This window comes from Brevundimonas sp. (assembly GCF_029945885.1).
Taxonomy (GTDB): Bacteria; Pseudomonadota; Alphaproteobacteria; order Caulobacterales; family Caulobacteraceae; genus Brevundimonas.
Genome location: NZ_JAQSDK010000027.1, coordinates 1 through 15,454 on the forward strand (window position 1 = coordinate 1; position 15,454 = coordinate 15,454).

Annotated in this window: 10 protein-coding genes; 6 read left to right on the top strand and 4 right to left on the bottom strand. The window is 66.6% G+C overall.

Annotated elements, in window-relative coordinates; translation table 11 throughout:
- A partial coding sequence (gene lepA / locus PSV00_RS10655) for a translation elongation factor 4 (protein WP_300446916.1) occupies window positions 1-1,736 on the bottom strand: 1,736 nt, incomplete at its 3' end.
- Window positions 1,737-1,961: 225 nt separating this feature from the next.
- Between lepA and PSV00_RS10660 the strand changes: the two genes are divergently transcribed.
- Complete coding sequence (locus tag PSV00_RS10660; RefSeq protein ID WP_300446917.1) at window positions 1,962-3,095, top strand: efflux RND transporter periplasmic adaptor subunit; 1,134 nt, start codon at window positions 1,962-1,964, stop codon at window positions 3,093-3,095.
- 9 nt (window positions 3,096-3,104) lie between these two features.
- Window positions 3,105-6,206 (top strand): efflux RND transporter permease subunit, encoded by a 3,102-nt coding sequence (locus PSV00_RS10665; RefSeq protein WP_300446918.1) that lies wholly within the window; start codon window positions 3,105-3,107, stop codon window positions 6,204-6,206.
- Window positions 6,207-6,559: 353 nt separating this feature from the next.
- Here the strand turns inward: PSV00_RS10665 and PSV00_RS10670 are convergent, their stop codons facing one another.
- Window positions 6,560-9,163, bottom strand: a complete 2,604-nt coding sequence (locus tag PSV00_RS10670) for a TonB-dependent receptor (RefSeq protein WP_300446919.1) — start codon at window positions 9,161-9,163, stop codon at window positions 6,560-6,562.
- Window positions 9,164-9,458: 295 nt separating this feature from the next.
- Entirely contained in the window at window positions 9,459-10,754 is a 1,296-nt protein-coding gene (nhaA, locus tag PSV00_RS10675) for a Na+/H+ antiporter NhaA (RefSeq protein WP_300446921.1), read from the bottom strand.
- Between the two features lie 238 nt (window positions 10,755-10,992).
- Here nhaA and PSV00_RS10680 point away from each other — a divergent pair, with 238 nt between their 5' ends.
- Together PSV00_RS10680 and PSV00_RS10685 are read left to right on the top strand one after the other, a co-directional pair.
- On the top strand, window positions 10,993-12,456 hold the full coding sequence (locus PSV00_RS10680) for a protein adenylyltransferase SelO family protein (protein WP_300446923.1): 1,464 nt from the start codon (window positions 10,993-10,995) through the stop codon (window positions 12,454-12,456).
- 196 nt (window positions 12,457-12,652) lie between these two features.
- Window positions 12,653-13,072 carry a DoxX family protein gene (locus tag PSV00_RS10685; protein WP_300446925.1) on the top strand — a complete coding sequence of 140 codons (420 nt, stop codon included), beginning with the start codon at window positions 12,653-12,655 and terminating at the stop codon, window positions 13,070-13,072.
- 128 nt (window positions 13,073-13,200) lie between these two features.
- On the opposite strand, the gene PSV00_RS10690 is transcribed toward PSV00_RS10685, so the two are convergent.
- Window positions 13,201-13,371 (bottom strand): DUF2256 domain-containing protein, encoded by a 171-nt coding sequence (locus PSV00_RS10690; protein ID WP_300446926.1) that lies wholly within the window; start codon window positions 13,369-13,371, stop codon window positions 13,201-13,203.
- A 49-nt stretch (window positions 13,372-13,420) separates the two neighbouring features.
- On the opposite strand from PSV00_RS10690, the gene PSV00_RS10695 reads away from it, so the two are divergent.
- A complete protein-coding gene (locus PSV00_RS10695) occupies window positions 13,421-13,921 on the top strand; it encodes a MerR family DNA-binding transcriptional regulator (protein ID WP_300446928.1) in 501 nt (166 codons plus the stop codon).
- 4 nt (window positions 13,922-13,925) lie between these two features.
- A partial coding sequence (locus tag PSV00_RS10700; RefSeq protein WP_300446930.1) for an acyl-CoA dehydrogenase family protein occupies window positions 13,926-15,454 on the top strand: 1,529 nt, incomplete at its 3' end.

Genomic DNA, 15,454 nt, shown 5'->3' on the forward strand with positions numbered 1-15,454 from the left:
CGCTTCTTGCCGGCCTTCTGCTTCTCCAGCAGCTTCTTCTTGCGGGTGGCGTCGCCGCCGTAGCATTTCGAGGTCACGTCCTTGCGCAGGGCGCGCACCGTCTCGCGGGCGATGATCTTGCCGCCGATGGCCGCCTGGATCGGGATGACGAACAGATGGGGCGGGATCAGCTCCTTCATCTTCTCGACCATGGAGCGGCCGCGCATCTCGGCCCGGCCGCGATGCACCAGCATCGACAGGGCGTCGACCGGCTCGCTGTTGACGAGGATGTTCATCTTGACGAGGTCGCCCTCGCGATAGTCACTCAGCTCATAGTCGAAACTGGCATAGCCCTTGGAGATGGATTTCAGCCGGTCGTAGAAGTCGAACACCACCTCGTTCAGCGGCAGCTCATAGACCACCAGGGCGCGGGCCCCGACATAGGACAGTTCGACCTGCTGGCCGCGCCGGTCCTGGCACAGCTTGATGACCCCGCCCAGATAGTCGTCCGGGGTCAGGATGGTGGCCTTGATCCACGGCTCGCTGATGGTCTCGATCTGCATCACATCGGGCAGGTCGGCCGGGTTGTGCAACTCGATCTCGGTGCCGTCGCGCAGGCCGATCTTGTAGACCACCGACGGGGCGGTCGCGATCAGGTCGAGGTTGAACTCCCGGCTCAGCCGCTCCTGGATGATCTCCAGATGCAGCAGACCCAGGAAGCCGCAGCGGAAGCCGAAGCCCAGGGCGGCGCTGGATTCCATCTCGAAGGTAAAGCTGGCGTCGTTCAGGCGCAGCCGGCCGATGGCGGCGCGCAGGTCCTCGAAATCGGCGGCGTCGACCGGGAACAGGCCGCAGAAGACCACCGACTGGACCTGTTTGAAGCCCTTGAGCGCTTCGGTCGTCGGCTTCTTCTCGTCGGTGATGGTGTCGCCGACGGCGGCGTCGGCCACCTCCTTGATCTGGCCGGTGAAGAAGCCGATCTCGCCGGGGCCGAGCTGGTCGACCGGGGTATTCTTGGGCAGGAAGACGCCGACGCGATCGATCAGATGGGTCGAGCCGTGCTGCATCATCTTGATGCGCTGGCCGGCCTTCAGCGTGCCGTCGAAGATACGCACCAGCACGACCACGCCCAGATAGGGGTCGTACCAGGCGTCGACCAGCAGGGCCTTCAGCGGGGCGTTCGGATCCCCCTTGGGGGCCGGCAGGCGGGTGACGATGGCCTCCAGCACCTCCTCGATGCCGATGCCCGACTTGGCGCTGCACAGCACCGCGTCCGAGGCGTCGAGACCGATCACATCCTCGATCTGCTGGCGCACCCGTTCGGGCTCGGCCGCCGGCAGGTCGATCTTGTTCAGGACCGGGACGATTTCGTGGTTGTTGTCGATGGCCTGGTAGACATTGGCCAGGGTCTGGGCCTCGACCCCCTGCGACGCATCCACCACCAGCAGCGACCCCTCGCAGGCCGCCAGCGACCGGCTGACCTCATAGGCGAAATCGACGTGGCCCGGCGTGTCCATCAGGTTCAGGACATAGTCCAGCCCGTCCTTGGCCGTGTAGTTCAGCCTTACCGTCTGCGCCTTGATCGTAATGCCCCGTTCCTTCTCGATATCCATCGAATCAAGAACCTGTGCGCTCATTTCCCGCGCAGTCAGCCCGCCGGTGAATTGAATCAGTCGGTCAGAAAGCGTGGATTTTCCGTGATCTATGTGGGCGACCACGGAGAAGTTGCGGATTCGGTCGATCGGGGGCGTCGGCATGGTCGCGCCGGTAGCACGGCGGGCCGCAAACGCCAATGTGGACCGTACGGTCCCGATCCCGGTTCGCGGCCGGGAGCGCCGATATTACATCGTCGTAAGAGAGCCCCTGAACGTTTGAGACCCCGGGCCGAACACGCTATGAGCACCGCACAACAGGCCCTGAGATCACGGGCACGACAGGCCGGATGGCTCCCCCCATCGGGTCGTGACAGGGGACCGACCATCTTGGCCAATTCCAATTCGATACTGCGCGCCGGACTGATGGTCGCCGTGGTCCTCGGCCTCGCGGCCTGCGGCGGCGACAAGAAGGCCGAGACCGACGCCAAGGCCGGCGGCGGCGCCAGCAGCCAGACGGTGACCGTGGCCACCGCGACCCTGCAGACGGTCGACCGGATGGTCACCGCCTCGGGCACCATCTCCGCCTGGGAAGAGGTGCCGGTCGGGGCCGAGACCGGCGGTCTGGTCGCCACCGGGGTCTATGTCGACGAGGGGGCCTGGGTCCGTCAGGGACAGGTTCTGGTCAAGCTTAATGACGCCGTGCTGCGGGCCCAGTTGCGCCAGCAGGATGCCGCGGTCTCCTCGGCCGAGGCCAATGCCGCCCGCGAGGAAGCCGATCTCGGCCGGGCCCATGAGCTGAAGGACCGGGGCTTCCTGTCCCAGGCCTCGCTGGACATGGCCGTGGCCGAGCAGCGCGCCGCCGAGGCCCAGCTGGCCTCTGCCCGGGCCGGCCGCTCCGAAACCGCGACCCGTCTGGCCCAGACCGAGATCCGTGCTCCCGTCGCCGGTCGCGTGATCAGCCGAAACGTCACCCGAGGCCAGATCGTCCAGGCCGGCAACGAACTGTTCCGCCTGGTGCGCGACGGTCGGCTGGAACTGGATGCGCAGATCCCGGAGACGGAACTGGGTCTGGTGCGCGCCGGTCAGATGGCGACGATCTCGTCCGACCAGATTGGACAGGTCGGGGGTCGCGTCCGCATCGTCACGCCCGAGGTCAACAGCGAATCCCGCATCGGCGTCGCCCGCATCGCCCTGGCCAGTACCGAGGGCTTCCGCACCGGCATGTATGCCCGGGCCGAGATCAATATCGGCGCCCAGCCGGCGGTCACCGTGCCGACCGCGGCGGTCCTCTATCGCGAGAACCGCGCCGGCGTCTTCATCCTGTCGGCTGACAGCCACGCCCGGTTCCAGCCGGTGACGGTCCTGTCCCGCGCCGATGACCGCACCTCGGTCAGCGGTCTTGAGGCCGGAACCCGGGTCGTGGTCGACGGGGCCGGATTCCTCGGTGACGGTGACCGGGTGACGGTCGCCGCCGCATCGCCGCCTCCCGCGGCCCGCCCCGCAACTGCAGCTGCGAAGTAGACCCGGACGATGAGAAACATATCGTCCTGGTCGATCCGGAACCCGATCCCGATCATCCTGATGTTCATCCTGTTGAGCCTCGCCGGCATCAACGGATTCATGGGGATGCGGATCAACAACAATCCGGACATCGATTTCCCGCTGGTCAGTGTCTATGCCGGACGTCCGGGTGCCGCCCCGGCCGAGATGGAGGTCCAGGTCACCCGCCTGATCGAGGACGCCCTCTCCGGACTGTCGGGCGTGCGCCACATCAATTCCCAGATCACCGACGGCTCGTCCTCGACGACGATCGAATTCGAACTGGGTACCGACACCGAACGCGCCACCAACGATGTCCGCAATGCGATGAGCGGCCTGAGGGCCGACCTGCCACAGGACATGCAGGAACCCAGCGTCCAGCGCATCGACATCACCGGCGACGCCCTGATCACCTGGGTTGTCCGCTCGGGAACCATGTCGCCTGAACAGCTGAGCTGGTTCGTCGACAATGAAGTCAGCCGCTCCTTGCTGTCCATCGGCGGTGTCGGCGAGGTCAATCGTTCGGGCGGGGTTGATCGCGAGATCCGGGTCGAGCTCGATCCCGATCGCCTGGCCTCCTACGGGCTGACGGCGGCGGCTGTCAGCCAGTCACTGACCAGCGTCAACAGCGACCAGCCCGGTGGCCGGGTCACCATCTCCGGCTCGGAACGATCGATCCGCACCCTCGGGGCCGCGGGCTCCATCGAACAGCTGGGCGAAACCCTGATCCCGCTGGCCGGTGGCCGGACGGTGCGGCTGGGCGACCTCGGTCGCGTCGAGGACCACTGGACCGAACCGCGCCGGCTGGCCCGCTACAACGGCCAGGAAGCGGTCACCTTCAACTTCCTGCGCTCGCGGACGGCCAGTGAGGTCAAGGTCGCCCAGCGGGTGCGCGAGGAGGTGGCCAGGATCGACGCGGCCCACCCGGAACTGACCATCGAACAGGTCACCGCCAGCGTCGAATATATTGAGGAGAGTTTCATCGCCTCGATGGAGGCCCTGCTGCTGGGCGCGGCCCTGGCCGTCATCGTCGTCTTCATCTTCCTGCGGGACTGGCGGGCGACCTTCATCACCGCCACGGCCATGCCGCTGTCCCTGCTGCCGGCCTTTGCCATTCTCGGGCCGCTGGACCAGTCGCTGAACGTCGTGACCCTGCTGGCCCTGTCGCTGACCGTGGGCATTCTGGTCGATGACGCCATCGTCGAGATCGAGAACATCGTCCGCCATATGCGACACGGCAAGTCACCGTATGCGGCCTCGATGGAGGCGGCCGACGAGATCGGTCTGGCCGTGGTCGCGACCACCGCCACCATCGTCGCCGTGTTCGCGCCCGTCGGCTTCATGCCGGGCATTATCGGCCAGTTCTTCAAGGCCTTCGCGCTGGCGGCCTGTGTGGCTGTGACCTTCTCCCTGGTCGTGGCCCGGACCCTGACGCCACTGATGGCCGCCTATCTTCTGCGCCATCAGAAGCATGAGGACGCCGATCCGTTCTGGATGAGCGGCTATCTGTCGGCCCTGCGCTGGTCGCTGGGCAACCGCTGGAAGGTCTTCCTGATCGGCACGGTCGCCTTCGTCGGCTGCGGCTTCCTGGCCACTCAGGTGCCGTTCGAGTTCTCGCCGTCCGGCGACCAGTCCAGAGCCGGCTTCTCGGCCGAACTGCCGCCGGGCGCGACGCTGGCCCAGACCGATGCCATCGTGCAGCGGATGACCCGTGACCTGCAGGCGCGCCCGGAAGTCACCTCGGTCTATGCCTCGATCGGTGGCCAGGACGTCGGTCAGGCCAACATCTATGCCGACATGGTCGGCAAGGGCGAGCGTACCCTCACCCAACAGCAGTTCACCCGCGAGATGGTGGACGGCTGGAAGACCATTCCCGGTGCCCGGATCGGTGCCGGTGCCGGCGGCGGCGGCGGCGGTCCCAGCGACGGGACCAGCTATACCTTCGCCATCCTCAGTGACGACGGCGTCGCCCTCCAGGCGGCGGCGCGCAACATCGAAGCCGAGATGCGCACGGTTCCGGGCCTGGCGAATGTGGTCAACACCGCCTCGATCGCCCGCCCCGAGATCCTGGTCACGCCCCGACCGGATCAGGCGGCGATGATGGGGGTCTCGACCCGCGACATTTCCCAGGCCGTGCGCGTGGCCACGATCGGCGACATCGCCCAGAATCTGCCGAAATATAACCTCGGCGATCGTCAGATACCGATCCGCCTGTCCCTGAACCGCGACGCCCGCGAGGATCTGTCGGTGCTCGAGAACCTGCAGGTTCCGGTCAGTGGTGGCGGCTCGGTCCCGCTGAGCGCCGTGGCCGACATCGCCTTCGGGGCCGGTCCGTCGTCCATCCAGCGCCAGGACCGGTCGCGCATCGCCGCGATCACGGCCGAACTGGACGGCATCCGCAGCGGTGAGGCCGCGGCCCTGGTCGCCAAATTGCCGTCGGTGAAGACCCTGCCTGCGGGGGTGCGCGAGGTGCCGGCGGGCGACACGGAGTTCATCCAGGAGATGATCACCGGCTTCGCCACCGCCTTCGCCACCGGCATCCTGCTGATGTACGCGGTTCTGGTGCTGCTGTTCCGCAGCTTCGCCTATCCGCTGACGATCATGGCGTCGCTGCCGCTGGCCATCGGCGGGGCCTTCGTGGCCCTTGTCGTCGGCGGCTCCAGTTTCTCGATCTCGTCCCTGATCGGCATCCTGATGCTGATGGGGATCGCGGCCAAGAACGCCATCCTTCTGGTCGACTACATCATCATCGCGGAGAAGGGCGGCATGCCACGACGCGAGGCCATTCTCGACGCGGCCCACAAGCGGGCCCGGCCGATCCTGATGACCACCTTCGCCATGGGGGCGGGCATGGTGCCGGTCGCCCTGGGCTGGGGCGCAGACGTCGAGTTCCGCTCGCCGATGGCGGTGGCGGTCATCGGTGGCCTGATCTCCTCGACCTTCCTGTCCCTGCTGTTCATTCCGCCGATCTTCACCATCATCGATGATATCGCGGGCTGGATGCGGCGGCGGATGAACCGGGCCTTCGAGGGCCAGAAGACTGCCGCGCCGACGCGCTCACCCCAGGACCCCGCCGTCCTGACCGGCGACTAGCCCCGGGCGGGGCGGATCCCGCGACAGCCCCGAACGAACCAGACCCCGGGGGCCCGCCCCCGGGGTCTTTTTCATGGTGCGGGCGAGGGCAGACGGGCCGAGACGGGCCCTTCCCGTCGGCCGGACGGTGCCCCCGGGGCGTGGGGACGGCGCAGCCCGCGGTGTTTGTGACCGTTTCACCTGCCGGCATCGCGACCGGCTGAGAGGCCACCTCGCCGGCAGGCTCCACGTCCCGTCCAGCCCGGAGCCGGCACGTCCCGCCCCACTTCACCCCACACCCAGGGCATCAGACAAGAAAAAGCCGGCCGGGGTTGCCCCCGGCCGGCCCTGTCATTCGCCGTGTAGCGAACGACCTAGTATTTGAGACGCAGGGTCATGCCGTAGGTGCGCGGCTGGCCGAGGAAGGCGTCGTAGGTCTGGGTATCCAGAGCCGGGTTGAAGTAGGTGCCGTTCGGCTGGACCGTCTTCTGGAACGCCGAGCCTTGCAGCGGGGCATTGTAGGCGACCTGGACGTATTCCTCGTCGGTCAGGTTCTGACCCCAGATTTCAAACACCCAGCGATCGTCGTCCGCACCGAAGGTGACGCGGCCGTTGAGGATCGCCATGTCATCCTGCTGCTTGTAGGGGAGCAGGTCGGAACCGGTGTTGTAGTCGGTCGAATATTTGGCGGCGAGGCTGATGCCGAAGCGCAGGCCGTTGCCGATCGACCGATCAAAGTTGACCGACCCGGTTGCCGACCATTCCGGAGCGAACGAAGCACGCGCGCCCGGCAGCAGCGACAGCTGCGGGAAATTGCCCGGCGAGGTCAGATCGGCCGCAGTGAAGTTGCCGTACTGGGCGTCCGTATAGGTGACGCCGCCCTGGAAGCTCAGGCCCTCGACCGGGGTGAACCACAGGAAGTCGGCGTCGACACCACGCGAGGTCAGCTCGGGGATCGACTCCACCACGAAGGCGGTGCCGAGGAAGGTGTTGAGCTGGAAGTCGGTGAAGGTCTGGTCAAAATAGGTCGCGTTCAGCAGGACCGTGCGGTTGAACAGGGTCGTCTTGATGCCGGCTTCATAGCTGTCGACCACTTCGGACGGGAACAGCAGCGAGGCGGCCGGGGTGATCCCGGACTGAACGCGATCGAGGTTGTAGCCGAAGCTCTTGTAGCCGCGGGCGTACGAGCCATAGACCATGACACTGTCGTTCAGACGATAGGAGGCCTTGATCGTGCCGCTCAGTTCACCGTCGTCGAAATCCTCGGCGACCGTGCGATTTTCAAACGCGCTGTTGGCCCAGGGCAGGCAGATCGTGCCGAAGATGGTCGCGGCATTGGCCCCGAGCACGCCGCCGATGGCACCGGCATTCGCCAGGGTGGCGTTGCAGGTGTTGCTGTTGCCGTTGATGTTGTGCTGGAGCCCGTCGAGGCTCTTGTCATCCATCGTGTAGCGCAGGCCGAGCGTGATATCGAACGCATCGGTCACGTGCCAGCTGTTGTTGGTGAAGACGGCGAAGGAGGTCGACCCCTGCTCATAGGCGTCGCGATAGCCCTGGCCGACCGTGAAGCCGATGCCGCCGCCGTTGACCGCACCACCGGTGGTCAGGCAGTTGCCCAGTCCCGGAGCCGTCTGGCCGACTGCGGTATAGCAGCCGATGGTGCCGGGGCTGATCGGGAACGGTGCGCCGCCGCCGGCCAGGCCGGCGCTGAGCAGGAAGGACAGGAAGGGCGTGTAGTCGGCCCCGAAATACCAGCTGTCGGTCCGGTCGATGTCTTCCTTGGTGGCGAACAGGCCGATCAGCCAGTCGACACTGTCCGTGGCACCGGCCAGGCGGAATTCCTGGGTCAGGTTCTTGACCTGGTAGCCGTAGTCGCCGTCGTTGACGCGATAGGCGATGTCGGCACCGGTATAGTCGACGTCCTGACCGAGGGTCGAAGCCCAGTCGCGGGCCGAGGTCACCGACGTCAGGGTCGCGCCGCCGAAGCCTTGCAGGTCGACGTTGATCTCGAGCGAAACGCCCTTGTCCTCAACGCTCTGGCCGGTATCGCGGTTGGCATAGGCCGTGCGCGAGAACGGCAGGGGGCCGTTGCCTGCGGCCGGCGGGGTCTGGCCCGTGCCGACCGACAGGCCGTCGATGAAGGGATAGGTGCTGCCGGTGCGCAGCTGCACGCCGACGCAGCAATATTCATCACGCTTGGAGTAGTCGGCGATCAGACGCATCGAGGTGGAGTCGTTCGGCAGCCACAGAAGCTGGCCGCGAACGGTGTAGAAGTCCTGGTTGGCGTCATGGGTCTGGGTGCGCGGGCCGTCACCGGTGTTGACGTCATAGAAGCCGTCACGCACGCGGCGGGCGGCGTACAGGCGCATGGCCAGGGTGTCGCTCAGCGGTCCGGTGACCGAGGCGGCAACGCCGAACTGGTCGAAATTGCCGGCCGTCACTTCGCCATTGAAACCGGGGGTGAACGACGGGGCCTCGGTGAGGATGTTGATGACGCCGGCCGAGGTGTTCTTGCCGAACAGGGTGCCCTGCGGGCCCTTCAGGACCTCGATGCGGGACATTTCACCCAGGTCGCCGAAGCCGACCGAGTTGCGCGAGCGGTACACGCCGTCGATGACGACGCCGACCGAGCTTTCCAGACCGGGGTTGTCACCGACCGTGCCGACGCCGCGGATGCGGACGGTGGTCGAGGCTTCCGACGAGGTCGAGGTGACCGTCATGCCCGGGGTCAGGATCTGCAGGTCCTTGATGTCATGGACACCGGCCCCTTCAAGGGTTTCCTGCGACAGGGTCGTGACCACGATCGGCACGTCCTGAAGGTTTTGCTCGCGCTTCTGGGCGGTCACGATGATGTCGTCGACCGTGGTCTGGGCCGGCTGAGGCGTGGACTGGGCCGAGGCGGCACCGGCGAAGCCGAAGACGACGGCCCCCACGACTGCGGCGGAGGCAGTGCTACGAAGAAGATTATGAAGGCGCATGGACGGCTCCCGACTGTGAGGCCGGACCGGTTTGCACGGTCTCGGCGTTTCCTGTTCCCTGAACCGCGTCCTTCTTTGCGAGACGCGGGTGTTCAGGAGATTCGGTAGTCTAACCCCGGGGGGGCGACAAGGAGCGTCAGCGTTCAGGGCCTGATTTCAGCCATTCCATCGACCCAACTGTGACGCGAAAGCGACAAAACGTCATGACGTAAGGTCAAGGTCGGGCCCGGACGGGTATTGATTCAGTCGCCGAAGCGTCGCGGCGGGTCGATCCCGTCGCGCGCGCGCCCGTCGATCAATATTCGACAGCCGGTTGAACGGTATCCGTCGCCGCGAGGGCAGCGCTGCGTTCACGCAGGCGTGTCGCAAACCCGAGAACCAACGCCGCCACAATACCGGACAGGGCCGACCCGCCGAGGACACCCAGCTTCACCTCGACCTGCAGGGGCGAGTCGATCGCCCCGGGGAAGGCCAGGACGCCGATGAACAGGCTCATGGTGAAGCCCACCCCGCAGAGCAGGCTGACGCCATAGAGCTCCAGCCAGGTGGCGTCCGTCGGTCGCCGGCCGATCTTCAGGGTCGCCGCCAGCCATGCGGCACCGAACACACCGATCTGCTTGCCGACAAACAGGCCCAGGGCGATGCCGAGCACCAGCGGGGCAAAGGCCTGCTCCAGTGACAGTCCGGAAAAACTGACCCCGGCCTTGGCGAAGGCGAACAACGGCAGGACCAGAAAGGCGACATAGGGGTGGAGGTCCTTCATGGCCTCCCGCAACGGGCTCTGATCGTCGGATTTCCGCTCCGTGACCGGAACGATCAGGGCAAACAGGACTGCCGTCAGGGAGGTGCTGAGGCCAGACAGCACAGTGAGGTACCAGATCAGGGCGAAGCCCAGCACCCAGAAGGCGGCCGAGACCTTCTTCGCGCGCACCACCATCGCCCCGACGGCCAGCAGACCGGCGACGGCAAGCAGCGGCTGGTAGTTGACGCCATCGCTGAACAGGATGGCGATCAGGCCAATGGCACCGAGATCATCGACAATGGCCAGGGTCAGCAGGAAAATTCGCAGGGACGGCGGCAATTTGCTGGCAACCAGGGCGAATATGGCAAGGGCGAAGGCGATATCGGTTGCCAGGGGGATCGGCCAGCCGCGGTCGGGTCCGCCCAGTGTCCCGGCCACCGCCATATAGATGAGGGCGGGAGCGATCATGCCTCCGACGGCCGCCAGGATCGGCGTGGCCAGCTTCTTGGGGTCGCTCAACTCCCCGCGCACGATCTCGAACTTGATCTCCAGGCCGACGACCAGGAAGAAGATGGCCATCAGGCCTTCCTTGATCCAGTCAGAGATCGTCTCCTCAAGCCGCAGCGGACCGATCTGCAGAACGTGAACGCTCTTCAGCCAGCCGAAATACAGATCGGACCAGGGGGAGTTGGCGAGAAGGAGGGCCGCCATCGCGGCGAGGCCGAGAAACACGCCGGCGGCGGCTTCGGTCTTCAGGAAGTCCAGCGTGGCCTTGCGCGACGCGAAGACGTCAGGAAGCGCTGCGGCGACGTCGGCCGTCAGGGCAGCGAGCTTGTTCTTGCGCGGCAAAGCAGGTCTCCGGGATCAAAAAGACGGATTTGACGTCAGGTTATCGACGGACGTCGGACCGGGTTCAGCCCCCTCGCGGCGGTGCCGGCCTGGCCCGACCGCCCGGCCCGACCGGAGGACGGGAGGTCGGCACAGGCCTGATCTCTGAATCAACCATAGCCGCCACGGTCTGGCGGCTCAACTCCCGCGACCCGTTTCCAGAGTTGCACTTCGGCCCGACAGACAGCATCTGCCCTGCATGCCCGTGTCCCCCGCCTATCACCCCGATCCCCGCTTCCCTGACCTCGGCGGCGACTATTCCGACCGGGTCGAGCCCGCGGACTTCCCAAACACCACCCTGCGGTTTCGCAACAACCGCGCTGCGGCCGAGGTCGGGCTGGACAGTCTGAGCGATGTCGAATGGATCGCCCATTTCGGCCGGTTCCAGCCCCTGCCCGGCCAGCCCGGCCCCATGGCCATGCGCTATCACGGCCATCAATTCCGCAGCTACAACGCCGACCTCGGCGACGGGCGCGGCTTTCTGGCGGCGCAACTGCGGGAGACTCCGGTCGACGCTCAGGCAGCGAGCGACCGCGTCGCGAGCGTCAGCGCCTCCCGGGGCCGCCTGCTGGACCTCGGCACCAAGGGGTCGGGGACCACGCCCTGGTCGCGCGGCGGCGACGGACGACTGACCCTCAAGGGCGGGATGCGCGAGGTCCTGGCGGCGACCATGCTGGAGACCCTCGGGGTTCCGACCAGCCGCGCCTTCAGCCTGATCGAGACCGGCGAGGCGCTGCAGCGCGGCGACGAGCCCTCGCCGACGCGTTCGGCCGTCCTCGTGCGCCTCAGCCACAGCCATGTGCGGTTCGGCACCTTCCAGCGCGCGGCCTGGCAGGAGCGACCGGATATGGTGGCGACCCTGGCCGAGCATGTTCGCAGCCTCTACCATCCGGCGGTCGCGGCCGGGGACACGCCCGGCCTGCTGCGCGCGATCGTCGAGGCCTCGGCCCGGCTGAGCGCGCGCTGGATCGCCGCCGGCTTCGTCCACGGCGTGCTCAACACCGACAACCTCAATGTCACCGGCGAGAGTTTCGACTACGGGCCGTGGCGGTTCCTGCCCCAGTACGAACCCGGCTTCACGGCCGCCTATTTCGACCAGTTCGGCCTGTACGCCTTCGCCCGCCAGCCCGAGGCCGTATTCTGGAACCTGACCCAGCTGGCCGGCTGCCTGAAGCTGGTCGCCGACGCCGAGCCCCTGACCGAGGCCCTGAACAGTTTCGGCCCCGCCTATATCCGTGAACTGCGCGCCGCCTTCCTGGCGCGGCTCGGCGTGCTCAGTGTCAGTGAGGAGGCCGACCAGACCCTGCTGGACGCCACCCTGGCCTTCCTGCGCGAGGCCGGGGCGGACCTGCGCTGGGAGCCGCTGTTCTTTGACTGGTTCGGCGGTTTTGCCTCCTCGGCCCGGGCCCTGGCCGGTCCACGGGCGGGCCTGTATCACGGCGAGACCTTCGAGGCCTTCCGCGCCGCCCTGTTCGCGCACGAGAGCGATCGTCCCGAACGGCTGGAAGATCCGGTCTTCGCCGCTGTCGATCCGGAGGAGATGCTGATCGACGAGGTCGAGGCCCTGTGGGCGGCAATCGCGGACCGGGACGACTGGGGTCCGTTCGCGGCCAAGCTGGCCCGCCTGGAGGCCGCGCGCCGCGCCTGGGATCTGTTTCGTTAAGCCTGACCCTTAACGGGATCGAGATTACGCAAGCGTATGCATACGGTCATGCTTCCGCCCCGTAGTTCGGGTCAGACGCATCACAGAAGGTTACGGCGGCGGCTGCCCTCTTGCGGTTCCGTCCCGGCAATCTGATGTAGCGCCTGTTACAGTTGCGTACATCTCCCCTCCCTCCCCGATCGACCCCGCCAAGACCATGACCACACAGACCCTGACCCCGCGCCGCCGCGCCCACGCCGACTATCTGAACCTGACGCTGTGGACGCTGCAGGGCTGGCTCACGATGTTCTTCGTCGGGGCCGGCTACGCCAAGCTGACCGAGCCGATGGCCAATCTGGTCGAGCTGATGCGCTGGCCCGCCCTGGTCAGCGAGAATCTGGTGCGTGGCCTCGGCCTGGCCGAGATCCTGCTCGCCGTCCTGATGCTGGCACCGCTGGCCTCCTGGAAGCATGGCCGACCGTTGCTGGTCATGGCCGCCAGCGGCCTGCTGGCGCTGGAAGTCATCATGTTGACGATCCACGCCGTGAGTCTGGACGTCGGCCCTGCGGTGACCAATCTGATCCTGATCGCCCTGACGGTGCCGGTGCTGTGGTTCCGGGCGCGCGAGGTCCGCTGACGCCCCCTTCCGGTCGGCGGCACCCGTCCGGCGGGCGGACCCTGGCGATGACGCGCATGGGTGGGAAGCGGACGTCGGGATCGCGCCGGACGTCAGCCGCCTCGATCCGACCCGCACACCATCGCCGATCAGGGTGCCGCCGCGCCCGCCCGGCACCGATCCGAACAGACCCGCACCTGGTCCCAGTCCCTTGCCCATTTGCGGCGCCAAGAGAACGGCCGGCCGCAGACGACGCAGGTCTTCTGCGGCAGGTCGCGCTTGTCGGGGGCGCTGCCCAGATTGACGTGTTTGCGAGCCATGCCCAGCTAAAGGCTTCCCTTTACGTGCACGTCAAGTTATGACTTGGCCATGGCGACCGCAGACGATCACCGCACCTATTCGATCCGGCAGCTTTGCCGCGAGTTCGGCGCGACGGCACGGGCCCTGCGCTTCTATGAGGACAAGGGCCTCCTGACCCCGGCCCGCAAGGGCCAGACCCGGGTCTATGACGCCCGCGACCGGGCCCGGCTGAAGCTGATCCTGCGCGGCCGCCGCATCGGCTTCTCCCTGCTCGAGATCCAGGAGATGCTGGACCTCTATGACCACGACGATCACAACGCCCACCAGATGGCCGTCGCCCTGCGCCGCCACCGGGCCCAGATCTCGGCCCTGAAACAGCAGCGCGAAGACCTCGACGCGGCCATCGAGACCGCCGAGGAAGCCTGCGCCGTGATGGAACGCAAACTGGGCGAGCACCGCCCGGACCTGCTGCCCGGCGCCGACGAATACGCCAACCTTCTCAAGGCCAGGCTCAACCCCGATCACGGGCCCGGCCACTCCATACTCCAGCCCTTCAAAGCGAGAGCGTAATCCCATGGCCTACAAGGCGCCTGTCCGCGATCTGACCTTCATCCTGAACGACGTTCTGGACATCGATCGCTACGCCAACCAACCCGGTTTCGCCGACGTGTCCTCGGATCTGGTCGCCCAGATTCTCGAGGAGGGTGCGAAATTCGCCGAAGAGGTCATCGCCCCCCTCAACCGGGTCGGCGATCTGGAAGGCTGCAAATGGGACAATGGCAAGGTCACCGGCCCGACCGGCTGGAAGGAAGCCTACCAGCAGATGGTCGCCGCCGGCTGGCCCGCCCTGTCGGCCCTGCCGGAACATGGTGGCCAGGGCATGCCCTCGGTTGTCGCCATGGCCTTCGGTCAGATGACCGCCGCCGCCAGCGCCGCCTTCTCCATGTATCCGGGGCTGACGGCCGGGGCCTACTGGGGCCTGAATGCCAACGGCACCGCCGAACAGAAGGCCATGTATCTACCGAAGATGGCCACCGGTGAATGGGGCGGGACCATGAACCTGACCGAGCCGCAGTGCGGCACGGACCTGGGCCTGATCCGTACCAAGGCCGTGCCCAACGGCGACGACAGCTACAACATCACCGGCCAGAAGATCTGGATCTCGTCCGGCGAGCACGACTTCACCGACAACATCATCCACCTGGTGCTGGCCCGGATCGAGGGCGCGCCGGCCGGCATCAAGGGCATCAGCCTGTTCGTCGTGCCCAAGGTCTTCGTCAATGAGGACGGGTCGCTGGGCGAGCGCAACGCGGGCGCGGCCTGTGGCGGCCTCGAGCACAAGATGGGCATCCACGGCAATGCCACCTGCGTGATGGACTATGACAACGCCAGGGGCTGGCTGGTCGGGACCGAGAACAAGGGCATGGCCGCCATGTTCGTGATGATGAACGAGGCCCGCCTCGGCACCGGCCTGCAAGGCCTGTCGATCGGCACCGCCGCCTATCAGGCCGCCGTCGAATTCGCCCATGACCGCCTGCAGGGCCGCTCGTTGACCGGACCGAAGAGCCCGGAACTGCCGGCGGATTCCATCATGGTCCACCCGGACGTGCGCCGCATGCTGCTGGAGGCCAAGGCCTTCGTCGAAGGTGGACAGGCCTTCCTGCTGTGGACCGCGCTGCAGGCCGACCTGCAGCATTCGAATGACGCCGCCGAGGCCGAAAAGGCCCGCGACTACATGGGTCTGATCACTCCGGTGCTGAAGGCCTATCTGACCGACAAGGGCTTCCACGTCGCCTCCCTGGCCATGCAGGTCCACGGCGGCAGCGGCTATACCGAGCATTTCCCGGCCAGCCAGTATCTGCGCGATGCCCGCATCACCATGATCTATGAGGGGGCCAACGGCATCCAGGCGCTGGATCTGGTCGGCCGCAAGCTGCCGGCCAAGGGCGGCCGCGCGATCATGAGCTGGTTCGCCGACATCGACGCCTTCGTCAGCGAGAATAACGGCGATACGCCCATCAAACCCTTCGTCACCGGCCTGGCCGACGCCAAGAAGAAGCTGCAGGACGGCACCATGTGGCTGATGCAGAACGGCATGGCCAA